This window comes from Plantibacter sp. MMLR14_011 (assembly GCF_001865025.1).
Classification (GTDB): domain Bacteria; phylum Actinomycetota; class Actinomycetes; order Actinomycetales; family Microbacteriaceae; genus Plantibacter; species Plantibacter flavus_A.
On sequence record NZ_MJGW01000050.1, the window covers coordinates 18,002 to 39,616 of the forward strand.

Sequence of the window (21,615 nt, forward strand, 5' to 3'; positions counted from 1 at the left end):
CGCACCGCGCTGGGCATCGAACCCGGCCGGAGGGGTCGCCCTAGGATGGAGCGTGTGACCGATCTCTACCTCGCCAGTACGACCGTGTCCTTCCACCGCAGCTGGTCCTGCGTGCTGTTCGACCTCGACGGCACGATCGTGGACTCGGCTCCCGGCATCATCTCCCGCATGAAGGCGACGCTGGCGAACGTCGGTGCCCCCGTCCCGTCCGACGAGTCCCTGCTGCGCTGGGTCGGGCCGCCGCTGCTCGACTCCTTCCGCGACTTCGCGGGGATGGACCCGCTGCAGTCGCAGCTCGCCCTCACCGAGTACCGCCGCCAGGTCGCCATCGAGGGCGCCGAAGTCGGCACTGCGGTGTTCCCAGGCGTCGCCGGGTTGCTCGCGCGCATCTCCGAGGCCGGGATCCCGATCGGGCTCGCGACCTCGAAGCCCGAGTCACAGGCGAACACGATCCTCGACCACTTCGGTCTGAGCCAGTACTTCACCGTCGTGACCGGCGCCTCGGAGGACGAGGTGCGCAGCAGCAAGGCCGACGTCGTCGGCGAGGCCCTCCGGCGCCTCACCGCCGCCGGCGTCGACACGTCCCGCACCGTGCTCGTCGGCGACCGCCTCCACGACATCGAGGGCGCAGCGGCGCACGGGATCCCGACGATCCTCGTCGAGTGGGGCTACGGCTCGCCGGCGGAGGCCACCGGCGCCCTCGCCGTCGTCCACTCGATCGACGCGCTGTCGAACCTCATCACCGGCTGAGCGGGGCCGGAACCACTTGGTGGCCCCAGGAGGGTCTGGTTTCACCGACACCCGCTCACTAGGGTGATGACCATCCTGAGGAGGTCGACATGGCGGTGTTCACACGCGGTTTCGGAGGACGGGCACGGGAGCAGGACGACCGGCTCCCGCCCGGCCAGTTCCTCACCGAGGACTTCCCCGTCCTGTCCGCCGGACCCACGCCGCGGATCGACACCGATGCGTGGGAGTTCCAGATCCGGACGGAGACGGGTGAGACCCACCGTTGGGACTGGGCGGCCATGCAGGCGCTCCAGCAGGACGACATCACCCGCGACATCCACTGCGTGACGCGCTGGACGAAGCTCGGCACGAGCTGGCAGGGCGTCTCCCTCGACACGCTCTTCGCCGAGGTCGAGAGCGGCTACGACTTCGTGATGGCCCACTCCTACGGCGGCTACACGACCAACGTCCCACTCGACGACCTCCTGGACGGCAAGGCCTGGATCGCCACCGGCTTCGACGGCGAGCCGCTCGCCGCGGAGCACGGCGGGCCGGCGAGGCTCCTCATCCCGCACCTCTACTTCTGGAAGAGCGCGAAGTGGATCCGCGGCCTCGTCATGCAACAGGACGACGAACCGGGGTTCTGGGAGCAGAACGGCTATCACGCCTACGGTGATCCCTGGCTCGAACAGCGGTACTCGTGAGGCGCACGGGCCATGTCGACGTCTGGAAGGCGGCCACCGTTGTCACGGCGACGCAGCTGACCCCGTCGGGGCGGAGCCTCATCCTGGACGCTCCCGGCTGGGGCGGGAATCTCGCCGGGCAGCATGCCGACGTCCGCCTCACCGCACCCGACGGCTACCAGGCGGTGCGCTCCTACTCGATCGCCTCGGCGGAAGCCGGTGACCGCATCGAGATCGCCGTCGACCGGGTCTCCGACGGAGAGGTCTCCCCGTTCCTCGTCGACGCGATCGAGGTCGGCGACCAGGTCGAGGTGCGTGGACCATTGGGCGGCTGGTTCGTCTGGCGCCCCGAGGACACGGAGCCGGTCCTCCTGATCGGCGGTGGTTCCGGCATCGTGCCGCTCATGGCGATGGTGCGAGCGCACGAGGCGGCCGGGAGCACGACGCCGTTCCGCCTCGTGTACTCGGTCCGCTCTCCGCAGGACGCCTTCTTCGCCGACGAGCTCGCTGCGGCGACCGGGGTCGAGGTCACCTGGATCTACACCCGGCGAGCACCCGACGGCTGGGCTCGTCCCGCCGGCCGTCTGGTCGCGACCGACCTGCAGGCACTCGAGGCCGCCGGCGACGAGGCCCCGTCGGTGTTCGTCTGCGGACCGACCGGATTCGTCGAGGCGGTCGCCGACACCCTCGTCGCGATCGGCCACGATCCCGCGCGTATCAAGACCGAGCGGTTCGGAGGCGCGTGATGACCTCGCATCTGGACGGGAACGTCCTCGCCGGCACCCTGTCGGAACTGACCGGCACCGACCCGAGCGACACGATGTCACAGTGCCTCGGGTGCCGCGACGTCTCGCCTCTCGCCGCGGAGCTGGTGTTCGGCACCCCGGACGCGTGGGTGGTGCGCTGTCGACACTGCGACGACGTCCTGCTCGTCGTCCTCCATCACGAGGAGACCACGCGCGTCACCCTCGACGGCGTCCGCTGGTGGACAGACCTCGCCTGACGACATCCCGCCCGGTACCGATTCGTGTTACAGTACCGGCATGGAACCAGATAGCAAGCTCGCGGCACTCCGCCGAGGCATGCTCGAACCCCTCGTGCTCGCTTCGGTCGAGCATCAGCGACGCTATGCGGGCGAGATAGCGACGGCGCTCCGCGAAGCCGGCTTCCCCGTCCAGGAAGCCACGCTGTATCCGCTCCTGAACAAGCTCCGACGCGAAGAGCTCCTGGCGCACGACTGGCAGGAGTCCACGTCCGGCCCGCCTCGCAAGTACCTCTCCCTGACCGAAGCCGGACGAGTACAGCTCCGGAACTTCCGCACCTATTGGTCCTCCCTCACCGACATGATCACGACGATCGGACACTGACATGGAACAGATCCACCACATGAGCCTGAGTGGGCATGCGGAGACGATCCCGCTGACGGCCGCCGCACACGCCCACCTGGTCCGCTACCTGTCGAACACCCGCGCCGCACTCGGCACCGACCCCGATGCGGACGAGACCGTACGCGACCTCGAGACGGCGCTCGGAGACCGCCTGCGATCGATGGCGACGACCCCTGGCGCCGCGATCGACGACGAACAGCTCGCGAGGATCCTCGCGGAGACGGGCTCCGTCGAACAGGAAGCACCGCCGACCCGGATCCTCGCCTATCCCGCTCGCGGTCGATTCTTCTGTCGCATCGGGGAAGGGAGCTGGTTCGGCGGCCTGTGCGCCGGCATCGCCGCGTACGGCGACTTCCGTGTGGACTGGGTCCGCACCGTCGCCCTCTTCCTCCTCCTCTTCACAGGCGGGACCGCCGGTCTCGTCTACCTGGCACTCCTCCTCATCCTGCCGAAGGTCGACACGGTCGCCGAGTATCGGCGACAGTGTTCGGAGCCGGTGCCGAGTCGATGAGGCTGCTCCGACAGGCGGTCCGTAAAAGCTATTGACATTAGCTAAAAGGCAATGCACACTAGCTTCATGAACACGAACCCGGCATCGACAGGGCCCGCCACCCGCCACCTCGACCGCCCCGAGGGCAAGATCGCCTACGAGCTCCAGGGCGACGGCCCGCTCGTCGTCCTCGTCCCGGGAATGGGCGAGCTCCGCTCCTCCTACCGCTTCCTCGCCCCCGCACTCGTCCAGGCCGGCTACCGCGTCGCCTCCACCGACCTCCGTGGTCACGGCGACAGCGACACGACGTTCTCGTCCTACGGCGACGTCGCGACCGCCTCGGACATCCACGCCCTCATCCGCGAACTGGGCACCCCGGCCGTCATCGTCGGCAACTCCCTCGCTGCCGGCGCGGGCGTGATCGTCGCCGCCGAGCACCCCGACGATGTGTCCGGTCTCGTGCTCGTCGGGCCCTTCGTCCGCAACCCGAAGGCGAGCGGGTTCATGCTCGCCTTGTTCCGCGCCATGATGGCTCCGCTGTGGGTCGCACGGGTCTGGAAGGCCTACCTCCCCACGTTGAACGCGGGCCGGAAGCCGGTCGACTTCGACGACCACCTCGCCGCCGTCTTCGCGAGCCTGCGTCGCCCCGCCTACGGCAAGGCCTTCTCGCAGACGACGAGACAGACCGACCACGCCCCGGCCGAGGCTGCGCTCCCCGGCGTGAGCGCTCCGACGCTCGTGATCATGGGCACCGAGGACCCCGACTTCCCCGACCCCGCGGCAGAGGCCCGTTGGATGGGCGACACCCTGCAGGCGGAGGTCGTCCTCGTCGAGGACGCCGGCCACTACCCGCAGGCCCAACAGCCCGAGGTCACCTCGCAGGCCGTCCTCGGCTTCCTTCAGTCGGCGCTGCACCGTGCCTAGGGCGGGACTCAGCCGCACGCGCGTGGTGGACGAAGCGGCTGAACTCGCCGACGAAGTGGGGCTCGAGGGGCTGACCCTCGCCGCCCTCGCCGAACGGCTCGGCGTCCGGCAGCCCTCGCTCTACAAACACCTCGACTCGCTCGCCGGACTCCGCCGGAGCATCTCCCTCCAGGCGAAGGGCGAACTCGGCGACGTCCTACGGCGCGCGGCCGTCGGCCGTTCGGGCGCGGACGCGATCACGGTGATGGCCGGGGCCTACCGGGAGTGGGCCCTGAAGCACCCGGCACGCTATACGGCCGCGCAGTGGATCGCCGGGCCGGAGGACGAGGAGGACACGGCGGCATCGCTCGGCGCCATCCAGGTCATCAGCGACGTCCTCACAGCCTATGAACTTCGCGGCGACGACGCCATCGACGCGATCCGCGCGTTCCGGTCCACCCTTCATGGCTTCGTCTCGCTCGAGGCGGCCGGCTCCTTCGGCCTCGATCGAGACCTCGACCGCAGCTTCGACCGCCTCGTCCGTGGCTTCGTGATCACACTGACCGACTGGGCCGAGACGGACCGTGGCGTGTCCGACGGTCGATAGCTCCGCAACGGCTTCCGCCACGAGGAACGCGCCGGTACATTGCCGACATGTCATGTCGCATCAGTGAACTCGTCCTGGACTGCCGCGATCCGGAAGCGCTCGCCCGCTTCTGGTGCGAGGTCCTCGACTTCGTCGTGCTCGACCGAGACGAGGACGGGGTGGAGATCGGAGCCCGGGACGGCTTCGGTGGATCGCAGCCGACGATCATCCTCAGCCGCAGCGACGACCCGCCGCAGCCGAAGTCGAAGCTCCACATCGACGTCAGCCCGACCGACGGCGACCAGGACGCCGAGCTCGAGCGACTGCTGGCCCTCGGTGCACGCCCGACGGACATCGGGCAGACGGGCGACGAGTCGTGGCACGTGCTCGCCGATCCCGAGGGCAACGCCTTCTGCCTCCTGCGCACGCCGGTCAAGCCGGTCTGAGGGTCGTCGGGCACGGTGCCGGTGGGATAATCGGCGCATGTCCTCGACCGCGCGGTACGCCAGGCAGCTCGCCCTCCCCGGGTTCGGACCAGCGGCGCAGCAGCGCCTCGCAGACGCACGGGTACTGATCGTCGGCGCGGGTGGCCTCGGCAGCATCGTCATCCCGGCGCTGGCCGCTGCCGGTGTCGGTTCCGGCGAAGGCGCGATCCACCTCGTGGACGACGACACGGTCGAGCTCAGCAATCTCCATCGCCAGACCGTCCATCGCACCGCGGACGTCGGCCGTCCGAAGGTCGACTCCGCCGCCGACCGCGCCCTCGCCGTCAACACCGACGCGACGATCCTCAGACACCGCCTCCGCCTCGGACCCGGCGAGATCATGGGCCTCCTGGCCGACGCGGAGATCGACCTCGTCATCGACGGCAGCGACAACTTCGAGACCCGGTATCTGGTCGACGACGCCGCGACGCTCGCCGACGTCCCGCTCGTCTGGGGTGCGGTCTCGCAGTACGGCGGGCAGGCCGGGCTCAGCTGGTCGTCCCGCGGCCCGCGCTACCGCGACCTGTTCCCCCACCCGCCGACGGACGGCTCGGTGCTCTCCTGCGAGGCCGGCGGCGTCCTGCCCACCACGGTCGGGGTCATCGGGTCCATCATGGCGACCGAGGCGATCAAGGTGCTCACCGGGGTCGGGACCCTCTCGCTCGGCCGCGTGACGATGTTCGACGGACTGAGCGGCGGGTTCCGCGAACTCCGGTACGAGCGAGACCCCGCGGGCGCCCGGCAGGTGTCGCTGGACGAGCACCTGCACCGGACGCCGGGAGGGGATGCGGCGAGCGCCGCAGCGGCAGCACCCCACGAGCCGCGACACGCCGGACGCACGATCACCGCACCACAGCTGGCGGCGAGCGACGACGAGGCCGTCCTGCTCGACGTCCGGGAGCCGTGGGAGGCGGAGATCGCCCGGTTGCCCGGCTCGACGCTGATGCCGCTCGGCTCGCTCCCCGAGACACTCCACGGTCTCGACCCCGAAACGCCCGTGATCGTCTACTGCCACCACGGCATCCGGTCCGAGTCAGCGCTCCGCCTGCTCCTCGAGCGCGGCTACTCCGCAGTCCATCTCGAAGGTGGTATCGACGCCTGGTCGCGCCTCGTGGACCCGACCGTCCCCCGCTACTGACCGCGGCTCCGAACACCCCGTGCAGCCCCACCGACCGACCTCGACGACGGGAACCACCATGACGACGCCACCGCCCACGAGTCGGAAGACCGTCGAGCAGCACGCCTCCGATGTCGCCGCTCTCCTCAACGACGTGACCGACACCGGCGCCGAGCACGTGCCGATCGACGAGGCCGCAGGCCGGGTGACCGCCGTGACGGTGCCGTCACCGGTCGATCTGCCGCTGTTCCGCAACTCGCAGATGGACGGTTTCGCGGTTCGGGCAGCAGACCTCTCGGGTGACGAGACGCGGCTACGGGTGGTGGGCGAGATCGCCGCGCGCCCGATCGACCCGGCGCCGCTCGAGCCGGGGACCTCGGTGCGCATCATGACGGGCGCGGTCGTTCCGCCGGGTGCGGACGTCGTCGTGCCGGTCGAGGAGAGCGAGGTCGAGACGGATTCCCACGGTGTCGAGACCGTCGTCCTCGGTCGTCCGCGCAACGGCGGCGAGCGCCCGGTGGGACTGTTCGTCCGGGAGCGCGGGAGCGACGTCCGCGCCGGTGAGGAGCTGCTGCCGGCCGGCGTCCGCCTCGCTTCACGACACCTCGCCGTGTTGGCTGCGGCCGGGATCACGACCGTCGAGGTGCGTCGGCGGGTGCGGGTCGCGATCGTCACGACCGGTGCCGAACTCGTCGAACCCGGCGAGACGCCGACGCTCGGCCAGACCTTCGACTCCAACGGGACCGCGCTGGCGGCCGCCGTCGTCGCAGCCGGGGCCGAGGTCGCCGCTCGTGCGCGCGTCGTCGACGATGCCGACGTCCTGCTCGCGCTGCTCGACGACCTCCACGGCGAGGTCGATCTCATCCTCACCTCAGGCGGGATCTCCATGGGAGAACATGAGGTCGTCCGTGACGTCCTCGGGCCATCGGGCGGCTGGATCGGCTCGGTCGCGATGCAGCCCGGCGGTCCACAGGCGCTCGGTGCCCACCGGGGCGTGCCGATCATCGCGTTCCCCGGCAACCCGGTGAGCACCCAGCTCTCGTTCGAGGTCTTCGTCGCTCCGGTCCTCCGCCGGGTCGCCGGGCTACCGCAGGCGTCGCGTGTACCGACCGAACTCGCGGTGGCCGTGCGTTCGGTGCCCGGCAAGCGCCAGTTCCTCCGCGGACGCCGACGAGATGACGGCCGGGTCGAACCGGTCGCAGGCCCCGGCTCACATCTCGTGGCCGGCCTCGCGGCCTCCGACGTGCTGATTGTCATCCCGGAGGACACCCTCGAGCTCGACGCCGGTGACGCTGTGGAAGCATGGGCACTATGACCGGGCTCACACACCTCGACGACGACGGCCGCGCACGCATGGTCGATGTCGGCGACAAGGCCACGACGAAGCGGGTCGCGACGGCGACGGCGACCTTCACCACCCGACCGGACGTGATCGCGCTCGTCCAGGCGGACGGTCTGCCGAAGGCGGACGTCATCGCAACCGCGCGCATCGCGGGGATCGCGGGGGCCAAGCGGACGAGCGAGCTCATCCCGCTGTGCCACCAGCTCGCTCTGTCGTCGGTGAGCCTCGACTTCGCCTTCACCGAGGACTCGATCGTCATCACCGCGACGGCGAAGACCACCGGCCAGACCGGGGTCGAGATGGAGGCCCTGACGGCCGCTTCGATCGCCGGCCTGACGCTGCACGACATGGTCAAGGCCGTCGACCCGGCCTCGGTCCTCGGCGACATCCGGCTGCTCGGGAAGTCCGGCGGCAAGCGCGGGAACTGGACGCCGGAAGCGTCGGAAGCGTCGGAGCCGATCGAAGCACCTGTGGCGCGGACGGTCCGTCCGCGAACCGCGGCCGTCATCGTCGCGTCGACCGCCGGCGCGGCCGGCACGCGCGAGGACCTCACGGGGCCCCGCATCTCCGCATGGCTGTCCGAACACGACTACGCGGTCGATGCGGTGACGGTCGTGTCCGACGCCGACGTGCACTTCGCGATCACGGCAGCCCTGGACGCCGCGCCCGCGGTGCTCATCACGACGGGCGGCACCGGCCTCTCGCCGAGCGATCGCACCCCGGAGGCCACGCAGCCCCACCTCGACCGCGAACTGCCCGGCATCTCGGAGGCGATCCGCACCCTCGGGTCGACCAAGACCCCGACCGCGGCGCTCAGTCGCGGGCTCGCGGGGGTCTCCGGCGGCACCGTCGTGGTGAACCTGCCGGGGTCCACCGGCGGCGTCAAAGACGGACTCGCGGTCCTCGACGGTCTGCTCGACCACCTCGTCGCCCAGATCGCCGGAGGTGGCGCGCATGAGTGAGTCGACGGTTCCCGAGGTCCTCGCGCTCATCTCGGAGTCGCCCCTCGACGCGCACGCGATCGAGGACTTCGTCGCGGCGCCCGCCAACGGCGCACTCGTGGCCTTCCGAGGGATCGTGCGCGACCACGACCACGGCGAGGCGGTCGACGCCCTCGACTACCGCGCCCACCCCGACGCCCAACGGTTCCTCGAGGACTGCTGCCGGACGGTCGCCGCGGAGACCGGCCTCCGGGTCGCCGCCGCCCACCGCGTCGGGTCGCTCGTCGTCGGCGACCTGGCCCTCGTGGCCGCCGTCGCCGCCGCGCACCGGGCCGAGGCGTTCGCCGCCTGCGAGCGTCTGGTCGAGGAGATCAAGCGCACCGTCCCCATCTGGAAGCGCCAGTACCTGGCCGACGGCGAGACGGAGTGGGTCGGTCTGTGAACGATCGGCCCGCCCTCGATTCGCCCCGAGTGGTCGCACGCACGAAGCGTGGGCGACCATTCGGGGTGAAGCGAGCTGTCAGCGTGGCAGCACGTCGTAGGTGATGCGCACGAGCCCGTCCTCGGGCGTCGCGTGGGTGCCGCGGAGCCGCAGACGGACGTCGGCGTCGAGGTCGCCGAAGAGGCGGGCGCCCGAGCCGATGAGCACCGGTGCGACGGACACGGTGATCTCGTCGACGAGGCCCGCACCGAGGAACGCCTGGATGGTCCTGCCTCCGTCGACGTAGACGCGGCCGGCCCCGGCCTCGTCGAGCAGGGCGGTCGCTTCGTCGAGCGTCCCGGCGACCGTGATGCGGTCGTCCCCGGCCTCGAGCGTGGTGCTCAGCACGACGACCCGCTTGCCCTCGAACGGCCACTCGCCGAAGCCGAGCACAGTGTCGTAGGTGGTACGTCCCATCACGAGGGTGTCGATCGTCGGGAAGAACGAATCCCAGTCGAGAGCCGGGTGCCTCCCCGGCGCATCCGCGGCATGCTCCCGCGGCTCGAGCTCCGTGAGCCAGCCGAGGTCGCCGTCGGGCCCCGCGATGAACCCGTCGAGGCTCACCCCGATGAAGACGCAGCCGTGCCAGGAACGTTCACGAGTCATGAGGACGATCCTGCCGTCCACCGCCGACATCGACTCCGTACGGAAGATTGCCGTACAATGACGACATGGCATCTCCACTGAAAGACAAGCGCATCGAGGTCCGCGTCACCAGCGCACAGAAGGACGCGATCGCCGCCGCCGCCGCGATCGAAGGTCGGTCCATCACCGATTTCACCACGTCCGCCGCTACGGAACGGGCGGCTGATGTCATCCGCCGTGAGCGCGACATCCGCGTGGACGCGGCCGCCTTCGAACAGTTCGAAGCGATCCTGGAACACCCAGCGCGTTCGATCGACGGACTCCGCGACCTCCTGAACCGACCCACGATCTTCGTTGACTGACTTCCGGACTCCACGGCCGCTCGCTACTGGAGACGTCCTCTCCGACTTCCGCTGCGGCGTCGACGTCCTCGACAGCTGGCTCCGCGGATACGCACGGAACAACGAGCGCAGCGGTGGGTCGAAGACGATGGTCTCGGTGACGACCGAGGGTCGCGTCGCGGGTTACTACTGCCTCTCGGCGAGTTCGCTCGTTCGAGAAGATACGCCGCAGCGGCTCGCGCACCGGGCACCCGATCCGATTCCCGTCGTCCTGATCGGCCGGCTCGCCATCGATCAGGAGTTCACCGGCCTCGGCCTCGGAACCGCCCTCCTGCAGCATGCCGTCCTTCAAGCGATCAGCGCGGCGGAGATCATCGGGATGCGAGCGATCCTGGTCCACGCCCTGACCGACGACGTCATCCCGTTCTACGAGCGATTCGGCTTCGAACGATTTCCCGGTTCGAGTCGCGCCCTGTACCTGTTGGTCTCCGACGCACGCGCGACCCTGGTCGGCTGAGCGCACGTCGATCGCCGCCCGCACACCTGTGGGGGCGCGTCAACCACTCCGCATCACGGCAGCGAGCGACGTAGGGTGATCTGATGCCCGAAAACGCCCCCGAAGCATCCGACCCGTTCGTCCGCGTCCGGGGAGCCAACGAGAACAACCTCCGCAACGTGGACGTCGACGTGCCGCGCGATGCGATCGTCGCCTTCACCGGGGTCTCCGGCTCGGGCAAGTCGTCGCTCGCGTTCGGCACCATCTTCACCGAGGCGCAGCGACGATACCTCGAGTCCGTCGCCCCATACGCCAGGCGACTGATCCAGCAGGGTCACGACCCGCACGTCGACTCGATCTCCGGCCTGCCACCGGCGGTCGCCCTGCAGCAGCGACGCGGCGCCCCCAGCTCGCGCTCCAGCGTCGGCACGGTGACGACCCTCTCGAACTCGCTCCGCATGCTCTTCTCGCGCGCCGGCACGTTCCCGGAGGGGTTCACGACCCGACTCGACTCCGACGCCTTCTCGCCCAACACCGCCGTCGGCGCCTGCCCGGAGTGCCACGGCATCGGCGTCGCACACACGGTCACCGAGGACTCCCTCGTGCCCGACCCGTCGCTGAGCATCCGCGAGGGAGCGATCGCCGCCTGGCCGGGAGCCTGGCAGGCGAAGAACCTCCGCGACATCACCATCGCCCTCGGATACGACGTCGACCGCCCCTGGCGGGAGCTCGACCAGGAGGACCGTGACTGGATCCTCTTCACCGAGGAGCAGCCGGTCGTGCAGATCACGCCGCAACGAGACCGCGTCGCCAAGCCGTACAACGGGATGTTCTGGAGCGCCAAGCAGTACGTCTTCCACACCCTCTCCGACTCGAAGAGCCAGATGATGCGGAACAAGGTGCTGCAGTTCGTGCGCTCGGGTCCGTGCCCGCTCTGCCACGGCACGGGACTCCGCCGCGAGGCGCTCGCGGTCACCTTCGCCGGCCGCACGATCGCGGAGCTCAACGCCCTGCCGATGACGGAGCTCGCCGAGGTCATCCGCCCCACCACTGAGCTGAAGGACGCGGCGCCCGCGCTCCCGACCACGCTCTCCGGCGAGCGCACCGACGTCGCCGTCGCCATCACGACCGATCTCCTCGCGCGCATCCGCGTGCTCACCGACCTCGGACTCGGCTACCTCGGGCTCGGGCGCGTGACGACGACGCTCTCCCCCGGCGAGATGCAACGGCTCCGGCTCGCGACCCAGCTGCGCTCCGGGCTCTTCGGCGTGGTCTACGTCCTCGACGAACCGTCAGCGGGTCTGCACCCGGCCGATGCGGAGCCCCTCCTCGAGGTGCTGGAGCAGCTGAAGCGCTCGGGCAACTCGGTCTACGTCGTTGAGCACAACATGGACGTCGTCCGGAACGCGGACTGGATCGTCGACGTCGGCCCCGGCGCAGGCGAGGGTGGCGGCGACGTGCTCTACAGCGGGGCCGTCGAGGGTCTCGCCGAGGTCGAGGCCTCGGCGACCCGCCCGTTCCTGTTCCCCGAACAGCACGGTCAGGCTCCCGCGCGACGAGCACTCCGTGAGGCGCGCGACTGGCTCGAGGTGGAGGGCATCACGCTCCACAACCTCGCCGGCGTCGACGCCTCGATCCCCCTCGGGACCTTCGTCGCCGTCACCGGTGTCTCGGGTTCCGGCAAATCGACCCTCGTGAGCCGCGTCCTCCGCGACGTCGTGCGCGATCACCTGCGGGCAGACGGCCGGACGACGGACGACACCGCGGACGATGACGACGAGGTGCCCACCGAGACCGATGCGACCGAGGGTTCCGGCCTGGCGGAGGCGACGGTGCCGGACGGACACGCCGACACGCTCACTGTGCGTCGGGTGCGAGGGCTCGAGCACGTGGACCGCCTCGTCCGGGTCGACCAGAAGCCCATCGGTCGAACCCCGCGGTCGAACCTCGCGACCTACACCGGGCTGTTCGACGCCGTCCGCGCCGCGTTCGCCGCCACGGACCTCGCCCGCGAGCGCGGGTACACGGCCGGCCGGTTCTCGTTCAACGTCGCGGGGGGTCGCTGCGAGACCTGCCTCGGTGAGGGCTTCGTGTCGGTCGAACTGCTGTTCCTCCCCGGCAGCTATGGGAAGTGCCCGACCTGCAACGGCGCCCGGTACAACGCCGAGACCCTCGAGGTCACCTACGACGGGAAGTCGATCGCAGACGTCCTCGCACTCACCGTCGAGCAGGCGGCCGAGTTCCTCGCGGCCGTCCCGGCGGCAGCACGCAGCCTCCGCACTTTGCTCGAAGTCGGCCTGGGATACCTGCGGCTCGGCCAGCCGGCCACCGAACTGTCGGGTGGCGAGGCGCAGCGCATCAAGCTCGCGACGGAACTCCAGCGGGTGCGACGCGGTCACACCCTCTACCTCCTCGACGAGCCGACGACCGGCCTCCATCCGGCCGACGTCCGTCGTCTCCTGGCGCAGTTGAACGCGCTCGTCGACTCCGGCGACACCGTCGTCGTGGTCGAGCATGAGATGGACGTCGTCGCGGCGGCCGACTGGGTGATCGACCTCGGACCGTCCGGTGGCGACGCTGGTGGACGCATCGTGGCCGCGGGCACCCCGGACGCCGTCGCCGCAAACCCCGACAGCCGCACCGCGCCCTACCTGGCGAAGCGACTGGCACTGCTCGGTGCGGCACCCGCGGCATCGGCGGCCGACGCCGCGGGGTGAACCCGTCTCCGGGGCCGAGCACCTATCGTGGAGGGCGTGTCCGTCCACGATCCGCGCCGTGATCTCCGCTCCCGTCGCATCGCCGTCATCGTCTGTGCACTCGCCGCGGCGGTCATGCTGGTGTTCGCCCCCATCGAGGAACTCGTCTGGGCACCCATCGCGATGACGGACGGCGCGTACGGCCTTGAGACGATCTACGGCGTCTTCACCCCGGGCGCGCTGGCGATGGGACTGGTCAGCGTCGCCGTCGCGTTCCTCCTCGGACTCGCGGCCATCACGGCGTTCGTCCACCTCGGCTGGCGCAGCCGGCTCGGGTCGCACTGGGTCCACGTGGCGACGCTCGGATCGATGCTCGTCTGGCTCGGACTCCCAGCCATGTTCTTCGCCGGTTTCGGCATCGGGCACACCGTGTCCGACGAACTGCCGCCCTACGTCGGCCGGTCCTCGGCGGCCGGTGAGCTGCTGCAGGCGTTCGCGCTCGTCGCGTTCGTGGCGACCGTGCTGGGGGCGATCGTCTCGCTCGTCCTCTTGTTCCGCTCGGCGGCGGTCGAGCGACGCGCTTGGCAGGCTGCCCGCCGATCGGGCTGAGCCCACCCCACCGTCGCTGTACGTCGTCAGCTCAGGACCCGACACCCTCGGCAAGGGGAATCCCCCGATCAGACCTGATCGGGGGGACGAAGTCGGCCCATCGACCGTGTACTGTGCGAACCGTGGTGCACTCCGAAACAGCGGTCCGGTCCGTGACGTACGTGAGCCGGGCGACGAGCCCGCTGACGCAGGCGTCCCTCGAAGCGCTGCTCGTCGAGTGTCGCGGCAACAACGAGCGTTCCGGCCTGACCGGCATGCTCGCCGTGCGCGGCGACGACTTCTTCCAGGTGGTCGAAGGACCCGACGACGCCATCTCAGCGCTCATGGACGGCCTCTCCCGTGACGCGCGCCACACGGACATGCGCGTCCTCCATGAGGAGACCGTGCCCTTCCGCCAGTTCCCGGACTGGCGGATGCGCTGCGAGCGCCTCGACGACTACCCGGTCGACGAGATTCCGGGATTCCACGCGATCGGCGGCGGCGACGATCCCGCGGGGTCGCGGACGCGAGGCGTCCTGGACCTGGTCCGATGGTTGCAGCTTCGCGCTACTCGGGCACTCTCCGAGCGCAACCCGTCGGCGGCTTCGTAGACCGCGTACGCCCGGACGGTGTCATCCGCGCGGCGCATGCGCGACCTACCCGCCGGCGAAGGGCGGGAGGACGTCGACCCGGGCGCCGAGCGGACGGGCGTCGTCGCGACTGACGACGCCGTCGACGAGGAACGAGCCTGAAGCGAGCACCTTGGCCATCGCGTCACCGTAGCGCTCGAGCAGCACGGACTTCAGTTCGCCCACCGTCGCGACCGCGGGAAGGGACTCCTCGGGCACGCCTGCGGCCTCTTCGGCTGCGGCGAAGTAGCGCACGAGCACCTGCAGCGTCGTCGTCTCAGCCACCGATCGCTCCCATGCTCCGCTCCGGACGGACGAAGTCGGGCGACGCGATCCGGTGCCCGGCCTGCTTGTGCCACATCGCCGCGCGCCAGCGGTCCGCGATCTCGACGTCCTCGACACCCGAACGCAGCATGCCTCGGAGGTCGGTCTCGTCGTCGCCGAAGAGGCAGGAGCGGATCGTCCCCTCGGCCGTGAGCCGGGTTCGGTCGCAGTCGTCGCAGAAGGAGCGCGTGACCGAGGCGATGATGCCGACCGTCGCCGGGCCGCCGTCGACGAGCCACTCCTCGGCGGGAGCGGACGGGTCCTCGCGGTGCGGAGCGGTGAGCGTGAACCGGGAGCCGAGGACGTCGAGCAACTCAGCCGCGTCGACCATGTTCTCCCGCACCCACGCCTCGTCGGCGTCGAGCGGCATCTGCTCGATGAAGCGGAGACGGCAGCCGTTCTCGATCGCCCAGGAGAGCAGGGCGACCGCGCCGTCCAGTGTGTCGCGCATGAGGACGGCGTTGATCTTCAGCGGCGTCAGCCCGGCGCGCTTGGCGGCTTCGATGCCGGCCAGGACGGCGGGGAGGCGGTCGCGACGCGTGAGCCGCGCGAAGTGGTCGCGGTCGACGGTGTCGAGGGAGATGTTCACGCGGGTGAGCCCGGCGGCCACGAGCTCGTCGACACGCTTGTCGAGCCCGATGCCGTTCGTCGTCATGGAGATCGACGCATCGCCGGCGACAGCTGAGCTGCGGGCGATGATCTCCGCGAGGTCGGGACGCATGAGCGGCTCGCCGCCCGTGAACCGGATGTCGTGCACGCCGAGGTCGCGGACGGCGATCTCGACGAGTCGACCGATCTCGGTCGGCGTCAGGAGGTCGTCGCGGGCGATCGCCGGGAGCCCCTGCTCAGGCATGCAGTACGTGCAGCGCAGGGAGCACTTCTCCGTGATCGACACCCGAAGGTCGCGCGCCACGCGGCCGAACCGGTCGATGAGGCCGTCGACGTCGGGGCGCCCGGCAGCGTCCGGGATGTGCCTGAGCGGCGACCCGATGCGTGGGATTCCGAGCCCGACTGTGGTCATCCCCCCAGGGTACGGGGATGGACGGCCGACTTGCCCCTCTAGAGCCGCTTCGGGGAGGAACGCCCAGCGGGCGCGCGTAGCATGACGGACATGGAGCCCCGCCGCCGCACCCTGCTCGCCGGTGCGTCCGGCGTCGTCGCAGCCGTCGCCACCCTCGGCTCGGCCGAGGCCGTCGCGGCGTTCGTCGCCCCCGCGAGCTCGCCCCTGCTCGCCGTGGGTTCCCTCGTGATCGACCTCGTGCCCGGCTGGGTGAAGGACCTCGTCATCGCCCTGTTCGGCACCGACGACAAGCTCGTGCTGCTCATCGTGCTCGGCGTGCTGGTCGCGGCCCTCGCCGTCGGGATCGGTGTCCTCGAGGAGCGTCGGCCGGCGGTCGGGAGCATCGCGCTCGCGCTCGTCGGCGTCGTCGCGGTCGTCGCAGCGATCACCCGTGCCGACGCGGGCCTCGACTGGGCGTTCCCGAGCGTCGTCGGCACGGCGGTCGGCATCCTGGTGCTGCGATTGCTCGTGACCCGCCTCCGCACCTGGGACGACGCGACGGTCGCGGACGAGGCCCGGCCGGTCGTCGGGGCCTCCCGAGCCGAACTCCCCCGACGCTCCTTCCTCGTCCTGCTCGGCGGCACCGCGGTCGGTGCCCTCGTCGTCGGGGTCGGCGCACGCGTCGCCTCGGCCGGAGCGGTCGCCGTGGAGAGCATCCGGAAGGCGCTCAAGCTCCCGACGGCCGCCGTCGCCGCGCCGCCGGTCCCGGCCGGAGCCGAACTCGGCATCGACGGGCTCACGCCGGTCGTGTCGGCGAACGACTCCTTCTACCGGATCGACACCGCCCTCCAGGTGCCGAACATCGACCCCTCGACCTGGAGCCTCAAGATCACCGGCATGGTCGAGCAGGAGGTCGAGATCGGGTTCGAGGAACTCCTCGCCCTCCCGCTGCAGGAGTCGATCATCACGCTGACCTGCGTCTCGAACCCCGTCGGCGGCGACCTCATCGGCAACGCGCTCTGGCTCGGGTACCCGATCCGCGAGCTGCTGGCGCGCGCGAAACCCAAGGCCGGTGCCGACATGGTCCTGTCGCGGAGCATCGACGGGTTCACCGCCGGGACCCCGCTCGAGGTCCTGCAGGACGAGGACCGCGACAGCCTCCTCGCCGTCGGGATGAACGGGCAACCGCTCCCGCTGCAGCACGGCTTCCCGGTGCGCATGGTCGTCCCGGGCCTGTACGGGTACGTCTCCGCCACCAAGTGGGTCGTCGAGCTGGAGGTGACCCGCTACGCGGACGCTCGGGCCTATTGGACCGACCGCGGCTGGTCGGAGCGCGGGCCCATCAAGACGGAGTCACGCATCGACGTGCCGCGTGACGGTGGACGTGTCGCGGCGGGGAACGTCGCGATCGCCGGCGTCGCCTGGGCGCAGCACACGGGCGTCAACCGCGTCCAGGTCCGGATCGACGACGGCGACTGGCTCGACACGACGCTCGCGACCGCCATCTCCGACGACACCTGGGTGCAGTGGGTCCTCCAGTGGGACGCCCCGGCCGGTGACCACACCATCGCCGTCCGCGCGACCGACGCCGCGGGCAAGACGCAGAGCGAGACCCCCGTCGACGTCGTCCCCGACGGCGCGGAGGGATGGCACACCATCAGCGTGGGCGTCGGCTGACCACGTCGCCCGCACGATTCGGGTTCTGGACGACAGGTATATTAGCCTGGGCCGACGCGCGACGCGTGCGCCGACGTGATCATCACGATTCCGAACCGGGACCCCACCGTGTCACCGGCTCGGAGTATCGTCACTCGGGCACGTCCTTCATGGTCTCCGTCGGTTCGCGCTGCCGTCGGAGGCACTGGTCTCGCGCCAGCCCAGTTCCGCCCCCCTCCGTCCGCACGGCCGCTCCGCCGCGGACATGAACCACAAAGGACCTCACGTGGCCCTCCTCGCCCTCGCCCTCCGACACGCCAAGCCGTACGCGGCCTGGGTCGTCGCGGTGTTCGTGCTGCAGCTCATCTCGACGATCGCGGCCCTCTACCTCCCCAGCCTCAACGCCCAGATCATCGACCAGGGCGTCTCCCGTGGCGACACGGACTTCATCTGGTCCACCGGCATGACGATGCTGCTCGTCTGCCTCGTCCAGGTGGCCGCAGCCATCGGCGGGGTCTACTTCGGCGCCCGCACCGCCATGGCCATCGGCCGCGACCTGCGCCGGGAGTTCTACCGGAAGGTCGACTCGCTCGGCGCACTCGAGATCGGCGGCTTCGGCAGTGCGACGCTCATCACCCGCGGCACGAACGACGTCCAGCAGGTCCAGATGCTCGTCCTCATGACCCTCAACTTCATGGTGTCCGCACCCATCATGTGCGTCGGCGGCATCATCATGGCGCTCCGCGAGGACGCGGGGCTGTCGTGGCTGGTGTGGGTCTCCGTGCCGGTGCTGTTCATCATCGTCGGGTTCCTGGTCTACCTCCTCATGCCGCTGTTCCGCCAGATGCAGGACCGCATCGACGGCATCAACAGTGTGCTGCGCGAGCAGATCATCGGCATCCGCGTCGTCCGGGCGTTCGTCCGCGAGCCGTTCGAGTCGGAGCGGTACAACCGTGCGAACGAGGCGCTCACGCGCGTGTCGATCAAGGTCGGCAACATCTTCGTCCTCATGTTCCCGGTCATCATGATGGTCCTGCACCTGGCGACGGCTGCCGTGCTCTGGTTCGGTGGCCAGCGGGTCGACGCCGGCCAGATGCAGGTCGGTTCCCTCACCGCGTTCCTCCAGTACCTGCTCCAGATCCTCACCTCGGTGATGATGGGCGTCTTCATGGTCATGATGATCCCTCGCGCGGTCGTGTGCGCCGAGCGCATCCAGAGCGTCATCGACACCGAGCCGAGCCTCACCGTGCCGACGAGCACCGACATCCGCGTGCCGTCGGTCGGACGGGTCGAGTTCACCGGCGTCACCTTCGGCTACCCCGGCGCGGAGCGACCGGTCCTGTCGGACGTCACGTTCACGGCGGAGCCCGGCAAGACCACCGCGATCGTCGGCTCGACCGGCTCCGGCAAGACGACGCTCCTCTCGCTCATCCCGCGCCTCTACGACCCGCAGCAGGGCCACGTCACCATCGACGGCGTCCCCGTCTCGCAGCTCACCCGGCAGCAGATCGCCGGGGTCGTCGGCATCGTGCCGCAGAAGCCGTACCTGTTCTCGGGCACGATCGCCTCGAACCTCCGATTCGGACGTCCCGACGCCACCGACGACGAGCTGTGGAGCGCCCTCGACGTCGCACAGGCTGAGGACTTCGTCCGCGCGAAGCCGAAGATGCTGAACGACGGCGTCGCCCAGGGCGGCACGAACGTCTCCGGCGGCCAGCGTCAACGTCTGTGCATCGCCAGGGCCCTCGTCGCGAAGCCCCTGGTCTACCTCTTCGACGACTCGTTCTCGGCCCTCGACGTCGCCACCGACGCACGACTCCGCACAGCCCTCGGCGACAGCACCGCCGACGCGACCGTCATCATCGTCGCGCAGCGCATCGCGACGATCCGCGAGGCCGACCACATCATCGTCATGAACGACGGCGGCATCGTCGGCCGCGGCACCCACGACGAACTCCTGGACTCCAACGAGACGTATCGCGAGATCGTCCAATCGCAGCTCGCTGTGGAAGGGGTGGCGTGACCATGGCCCGTTCACCACGTGACAAGCGCTCCTCCGGCACCTCGAAGGACACCGCTCAGGCTCCCGAGCTGAACGCGGTCGAGGAGGAGGCGCTCGCACCGGAGTTCACCCCGGGTGAGTCCGACGGCGACATGTTCGGCGGCACCCCGTCGAAGAAGGCCGAGCAGTTCTGGCCCTCCGCGAAGCGACTCGTCGGCCTCCTCGCCCCCGAGAAGGTCAAGATGAGCATCGTCGTCGGGCTCGTCGTGCTCTCGGTCGTGCTCACGGTCATCGCCCCGAAGATCCTCGGTCTCGCGATGGACGCGATCTTCAACGGCGTGATGGGGTCGCAGCTCCCGGCCGGCGCGACGCTCGATCAGGTCGTCGACCAGGCACGCGCATCCGGCAACGACCAGTACGCCGACATGCTCGAGAAGTCGGACATCACCCCGGGGCAGGGGATCGACTTCACCCTGCTGGGCCGTCTGATCATCATCGTGCTCGGCATGTACATCGTCGCGTCGATCCTCAACTGGGCCCAGGGGTACATCCTCAACGGGCTCGTCATGCGCGTGGTCTACAACCTCCGGCGGGACATCGAGCGCAAGCTCAACCGCCTTCCACTGAGCTACTTCGACACCCGTCAGCGCGGCGACCTCATGTCGCGTGTCACGAACGACGTCGACAACATCCAGACCGCCCTCCAACAGGCGTTCTCGCAACTCGTGCAGTCGGCCCTCACGGTGCTCGGCATCACGGCGATGATGTTCATCGTGTCGTGGCAGCTCGCACTCATCGCGCTGATCGCACTGCCGCTGTCCGCGCTGATCGCCGGGGTCATCGGCTCGCGGTCACAGAAGCTCTTCACCGCGCAGTGGAAGAACACCGGCTCGCTCAACGGGCACATCGAGGAGTCGTTCTCAGGCCTCGAGCTCGTGCGGGTCTTCGGCCGCGACAAGGAGATGCTCGCCGAGTTCGACGAGCGCAACGAGAAGCTCTACCGGGCGGCGTTCGGCGCGCAGTTCGTGTCCGGCATGATCATGCCGGCGATGACCTTCGTCTCCTACCTGTCCTACGTGCTCATCGCCGTCGTCGGCGGCCTCCGGGTCGCCTCCGGCCAGATGACCCTCGGCGACGCGACCGCGTTCATCCAGTACTCGCGTGAGTTCTCGCAGCCGCTCAGCCAGATCGCCGGCATGGCGAACCAGCTGCAGTCGGGCGTCGCGTCCGCCGAGCGCACCTTCGAGCTGCTCGACGCCGAGGAACAGGACCCGGAGACCGCGGACGCACACCTGCCCGAGCACACCGACGGCCACGTCGAGTTCGACGGCGTCTCCTTCAGCTACGACCCCGAGAAGCCGCTCATCGAGGACCTCTCCTTCTCCGCGCAGCCGGGTCAGACCGTCGCGATCGTCGGGCCGACCGGGGCCGGGAAGACGACCCTCGTGAACCTCGTCATGCGGTTCTACGAGCTCACGGGCGGTCGCATCCTGCTCGACGGCGTCGACATCACCGCCCTGACGCGCGCCGAGCTGCGGTCGCAGGTCGGGATGGTGCTGCAGGACGCCTGGCTGTTCGATGGGACGATCCGCGAGAACATCCGGTACGGCCGACTCGACGCGAGCGACGCGGAGGTCGTCGAGGCCGCCGAGGCGACGATGGTCGACCGCTTCGTGCGCCAGCTGCCCGACGGCTACGACACCGTCCTCGACGCGGACGGCGGCAGCGTCTCGGCCGGTGAACGCCAGCTCATCACGATCGCCCGTGCGTTCATCGCGAAGCCGAAGCTGCTCATCCTCGACGAGGCGACGTCCTCCGTCGACACGCGGACGGAGCTGCTCGTGCAGCACGCGATGGCGGCACTGCGCTCCGACCGGACCTCCTTCGTCATCGCCCACCGCTTGTCGACCATCCGCGACGCGGACACGATCCTCGTGATGGAGAACGGACGGATCGTCGAGCAGGGCTCGCACGCGCAGCTCCTCGAGGTCGACGGCGCGTACGCCGAGCTCTACCGCACGCAGTTCCGCGGCGGCGAGGAGCAGTCGGCGATCGACGAGGCGGCCGTCGCCAGCGGGTCCGACACGGCACACGCCCCGCGCAGCTGAGTCGGCTCCCACCCCGCGTCAGGCGGGCTCCCGATCATCGGGGCC

At 70.0% G+C, this 21,615-nt stretch carries 24 protein-coding genes; 21 read left to right on the forward strand and 3 right to left on the reverse strand.

Going from position 1 to position 21,615, the window contains the following annotated elements:
* Positions 1-54 precede the first annotated feature (54 nt).
* The 13 genes from BIU99_RS14445 (at position 55) to BIU99_RS14505 (ending at position 9,106) form a co-directional block, all read left to right on the forward strand.
* Positions 55-750: an HAD hydrolase-like protein gene (locus BIU99_RS14445; protein ID WP_231884265.1), complete on the forward strand. Its 696-nt coding sequence runs from the start codon at positions 55-57 to the stop codon at positions 748-750.
* Between the two features lie 89 nt (positions 751-839).
* Positions 840-1,433: a sulfite oxidase-like oxidoreductase gene (locus BIU99_RS14450; RefSeq protein WP_064293929.1), complete on the forward strand. Its 594-nt coding sequence runs from the start codon at positions 840-842 to the stop codon at positions 1,431-1,433.
* On the forward strand, positions 1,430-2,158 hold the full coding sequence (locus BIU99_RS14455) for a ferredoxin reductase (protein WP_217635011.1): 729 nt from the start codon (positions 1,430-1,432) through the stop codon (positions 2,156-2,158). The genes BIU99_RS14450 and BIU99_RS14455 overlap by 4 nt, the downstream gene beginning before the upstream one ends.
* Positions 2,158-2,415 (forward strand): DUF6510 family protein, encoded by a 258-nt coding sequence (locus BIU99_RS14460; RefSeq protein WP_064293931.1) that lies wholly within the window; start codon positions 2,158-2,160, stop codon positions 2,413-2,415. The genes BIU99_RS14455 and BIU99_RS14460 overlap by 1 nt, the downstream gene beginning before the upstream one ends.
* Before the next feature lie 40 nt (positions 2,416-2,455).
* Positions 2,456-2,779, forward strand: a complete 324-nt coding sequence (locus BIU99_RS14465; RefSeq protein ID WP_071261893.1) for a PadR family transcriptional regulator — start codon at positions 2,456-2,458, stop codon at positions 2,777-2,779.
* 1 nt (position 2,780) lies between these two features.
* The gene (locus BIU99_RS14470) at positions 2,781-3,311 is read left to right on the forward strand and encodes a PspC domain-containing protein (RefSeq protein ID WP_197478992.1); all 531 of its coding nucleotides are present in this window, start codon (positions 2,781-2,783) and stop codon (positions 3,309-3,311) included.
* A gap of 66 nt (positions 3,312-3,377) precedes the next feature.
* Positions 3,378-4,214, forward strand: coding sequence for an alpha/beta fold hydrolase (locus BIU99_RS14475; protein ID WP_071261895.1), 837 nt, complete (start codon positions 3,378-3,380; stop codon positions 4,212-4,214).
* The gene (locus tag BIU99_RS20370; protein WP_071261896.1) at positions 4,207-4,800 is read left to right on the forward strand and encodes a TetR/AcrR family transcriptional regulator; all 594 of its coding nucleotides are present in this window, start codon (positions 4,207-4,209) and stop codon (positions 4,798-4,800) included. The genes BIU99_RS14475 and BIU99_RS20370 overlap by 8 nt, the downstream gene beginning before the upstream one ends.
* A 47-nt stretch (positions 4,801-4,847) precedes the next feature.
* Complete coding sequence (locus tag BIU99_RS14485; RefSeq protein WP_071261898.1) at positions 4,848-5,225, forward strand: VOC family protein; 378 nt, start codon at positions 4,848-4,850, stop codon at positions 5,223-5,225.
* 37 nt (positions 5,226-5,262) lie between these two features.
* Positions 5,263-6,402, forward strand: a complete 1,140-nt coding sequence (locus BIU99_RS14490) for a ThiF family adenylyltransferase (protein ID WP_064293936.1) — start codon at positions 5,263-5,265, stop codon at positions 6,400-6,402.
* A gap of 58 nt (positions 6,403-6,460) precedes the next feature.
* Positions 6,461-7,696 (forward strand): gephyrin-like molybdotransferase Glp, encoded by a 1,236-nt coding sequence (gene glp, locus BIU99_RS14495; protein ID WP_071261899.1) that lies wholly within the window; start codon positions 6,461-6,463, stop codon positions 7,694-7,696.
* Positions 7,693-8,685, forward strand: coding sequence for a bifunctional molybdenum cofactor biosynthesis protein MoaC/MoaB (gene moaCB, locus BIU99_RS14500; protein ID WP_071261901.1), 993 nt, complete (start codon positions 7,693-7,695; stop codon positions 8,683-8,685). The genes glp and moaCB overlap by 4 nt, the downstream gene beginning before the upstream one ends.
* Positions 8,678-9,106: a molybdenum cofactor biosynthesis protein MoaE gene (locus tag BIU99_RS14505; protein WP_064293939.1), complete on the forward strand. Its 429-nt coding sequence runs from the start codon at positions 8,678-8,680 to the stop codon at positions 9,104-9,106. Before moaCB ends, BIU99_RS14505 begins: the two co-directional genes overlap by 8 nt.
* Positions 9,107-9,184: 78 nt before the next feature.
* Here BIU99_RS14505 and BIU99_RS14510 read toward each other — a convergent pair whose 3' ends face one another.
* Positions 9,185-9,751 (reverse strand): dihydrofolate reductase family protein, encoded by a 567-nt coding sequence (locus tag BIU99_RS14510; RefSeq protein WP_071262154.1) that lies wholly within the window; start codon positions 9,749-9,751, stop codon positions 9,185-9,187.
* A 65-nt stretch (positions 9,752-9,816) separates the two neighbouring features.
* Between BIU99_RS14510 and BIU99_RS14515 the strand changes: the two genes are divergently transcribed.
* The 5 genes from BIU99_RS14515 (at position 9,817) to BIU99_RS14535 (ending at position 14,462) form a co-directional block, all read left to right on the forward strand.
* Positions 9,817-10,092: a DUF1778 domain-containing protein gene (locus tag BIU99_RS14515; protein WP_071261902.1), complete on the forward strand. Its 276-nt coding sequence runs from the start codon at positions 9,817-9,819 to the stop codon at positions 10,090-10,092.
* Complete coding sequence (locus BIU99_RS14520) at positions 10,085-10,588, forward strand: GNAT family N-acetyltransferase (RefSeq protein WP_071261903.1); 504 nt, start codon at positions 10,085-10,087, stop codon at positions 10,586-10,588. The genes BIU99_RS14515 and BIU99_RS14520 overlap by 8 nt, the downstream gene beginning before the upstream one ends.
* Positions 10,589-10,671: 83 nt before the next feature.
* Positions 10,672-13,284: an excinuclease ABC subunit UvrA gene (locus BIU99_RS14525; RefSeq protein WP_071261904.1), complete on the forward strand. Its 2,613-nt coding sequence runs from the start codon at positions 10,672-10,674 to the stop codon at positions 13,282-13,284.
* A gap of 36 nt (positions 13,285-13,320) precedes the next feature.
* Positions 13,321-13,872, forward strand: a complete 552-nt coding sequence (locus BIU99_RS14530) for a hypothetical protein (protein ID WP_071261905.1) — start codon at positions 13,321-13,323, stop codon at positions 13,870-13,872.
* 152 nt (positions 13,873-14,024) lie between these two features.
* Positions 14,025-14,462 (forward strand): BLUF domain-containing protein, encoded by a 438-nt coding sequence (locus BIU99_RS14535; RefSeq protein WP_217635012.1) that lies wholly within the window; start codon positions 14,025-14,027, stop codon positions 14,460-14,462.
* Between the two features lie 45 nt (positions 14,463-14,507).
* Here BIU99_RS14535 and BIU99_RS14540 read toward each other — a convergent pair whose 3' ends face one another.
* Positions 14,508-14,765, reverse strand: coding sequence for a MoaD/ThiS family protein (locus BIU99_RS14540; protein ID WP_064293945.1), 258 nt, complete (start codon positions 14,763-14,765; stop codon positions 14,508-14,510).
* Positions 14,758-15,825 (reverse strand): GTP 3',8-cyclase MoaA, encoded by a 1,068-nt coding sequence (moaA, locus tag BIU99_RS14545; protein ID WP_064293946.1) that lies wholly within the window; start codon positions 15,823-15,825, stop codon positions 14,758-14,760. Before moaA ends, BIU99_RS14540 begins: the two co-directional genes overlap by 8 nt.
* 90 nt (positions 15,826-15,915) lie before the next feature.
* On the opposite strand from moaA, the gene BIU99_RS14550 reads away from it, so the two are divergent.
* The 3 genes from BIU99_RS14550 to BIU99_RS14560 all read left to right on the forward strand — a co-directional run bounded on the left by BIU99_RS14550 (position 15,916) and on the right by BIU99_RS14560 (position 21,570).
* A complete protein-coding gene (locus tag BIU99_RS14550; protein ID WP_071261907.1) occupies positions 15,916-17,481 on the forward strand; it encodes a molybdopterin-dependent oxidoreductase in 1,566 nt (521 codons plus the stop codon).
* A gap of 265 nt (positions 17,482-17,746) precedes the next feature.
* Positions 17,747-19,483: an ABC transporter ATP-binding protein gene (locus tag BIU99_RS14555; RefSeq protein WP_071261908.1), complete on the forward strand. Its 1,737-nt coding sequence runs from the start codon at positions 17,747-17,749 to the stop codon at positions 19,481-19,483.
* Positions 19,484-19,485: 2 nt separating this feature from the next.
* Positions 19,486-21,570: an ABC transporter ATP-binding protein gene (locus BIU99_RS14560; RefSeq protein ID WP_369808439.1), complete on the forward strand. Its 2,085-nt coding sequence runs from the start codon at positions 19,486-19,488 to the stop codon at positions 21,568-21,570.
* The last annotated feature ends 45 nt before the right edge of the window (positions 21,571-21,615 follow it).

Excerpts from the sequence above, each read along its gene's own strand:
- BIU99_RS14450 (WP_064293929.1), top strand. The coding sequence starts at position 840 with ATGGCGGTGTTCACACGCGGTTTCGGAGGACGGGCACGGGAGCAGGAC.
- BIU99_RS14460 (WP_064293931.1), top strand. The coding sequence starts at position 2,158 with ATGACCTCGCATCTGGACGGGAACGTCCTCGCCGGCACCCTGTCGGAA.
- BIU99_RS14465 (WP_071261893.1), top strand. The coding sequence starts at position 2,456 with ATGGAACCAGATAGCAAGCTCGCGGCACTCCGCCGAGGCATGCTCGAA.
- BIU99_RS14470 (WP_197478992.1), top strand. The coding sequence starts at position 2,781 with ATGGAACAGATCCACCACATGAGCCTGAGTGGGCATGCGGAGACGATC.
- BIU99_RS14475 (WP_071261895.1), top strand. The coding sequence starts at position 3,378 with ATGAACACGAACCCGGCATCGACAGGGCCCGCCACCCGCCACCTCGAC.
- BIU99_RS14485 (WP_071261898.1), top strand. The coding sequence starts at position 4,848 with ATGTCATGTCGCATCAGTGAACTCGTCCTGGACTGCCGCGATCCGGAA.
- BIU99_RS14490 (WP_064293936.1), top strand. The coding sequence starts at position 5,263 with ATGTCCTCGACCGCGCGGTACGCCAGGCAGCTCGCCCTCCCCGGGTTC.
- glp (WP_071261899.1), top strand. The coding sequence starts at position 6,461 with ATGACGACGCCACCGCCCACGAGTCGGAAGACCGTCGAGCAGCACGCC.
- moaCB (WP_071261901.1), top strand. The coding sequence starts at position 7,693 with ATGACCGGGCTCACACACCTCGACGACGACGGCCGCGCACGCATGGTC.
- BIU99_RS14505 (WP_064293939.1), top strand. The coding sequence starts at position 8,678 with ATGAGTGAGTCGACGGTTCCCGAGGTCCTCGCGCTCATCTCGGAGTCG.
- BIU99_RS14510 (WP_071262154.1), bottom strand. The coding sequence starts at position 9,751 with ATGACTCGTGAACGTTCCTGGCACGGCTGCGTCTTCATCGGGGTGAGC.
- BIU99_RS14515 (WP_071261902.1), top strand. The coding sequence starts at position 9,817 with ATGGCATCTCCACTGAAAGACAAGCGCATCGAGGTCCGCGTCACCAGC.
- BIU99_RS14525 (WP_071261904.1), top strand. The coding sequence starts at position 10,672 with ATGCCCGAAAACGCCCCCGAAGCATCCGACCCGTTCGTCCGCGTCCGG.
- moaA (WP_064293946.1), bottom strand. The coding sequence starts at position 15,825 with ATGACCACAGTCGGGCTCGGAATCCCACGCATCGGGTCGCCGCTCAGG.
- BIU99_RS14550 (WP_071261907.1), top strand. The coding sequence starts at position 15,916 with ATGGAGCCCCGCCGCCGCACCCTGCTCGCCGGTGCGTCCGGCGTCGTC.
- BIU99_RS14560 (WP_369808439.1), top strand. The coding sequence starts at position 19,486 with ATGGCCCGTTCACCACGTGACAAGCGCTCCTCCGGCACCTCGAAGGAC.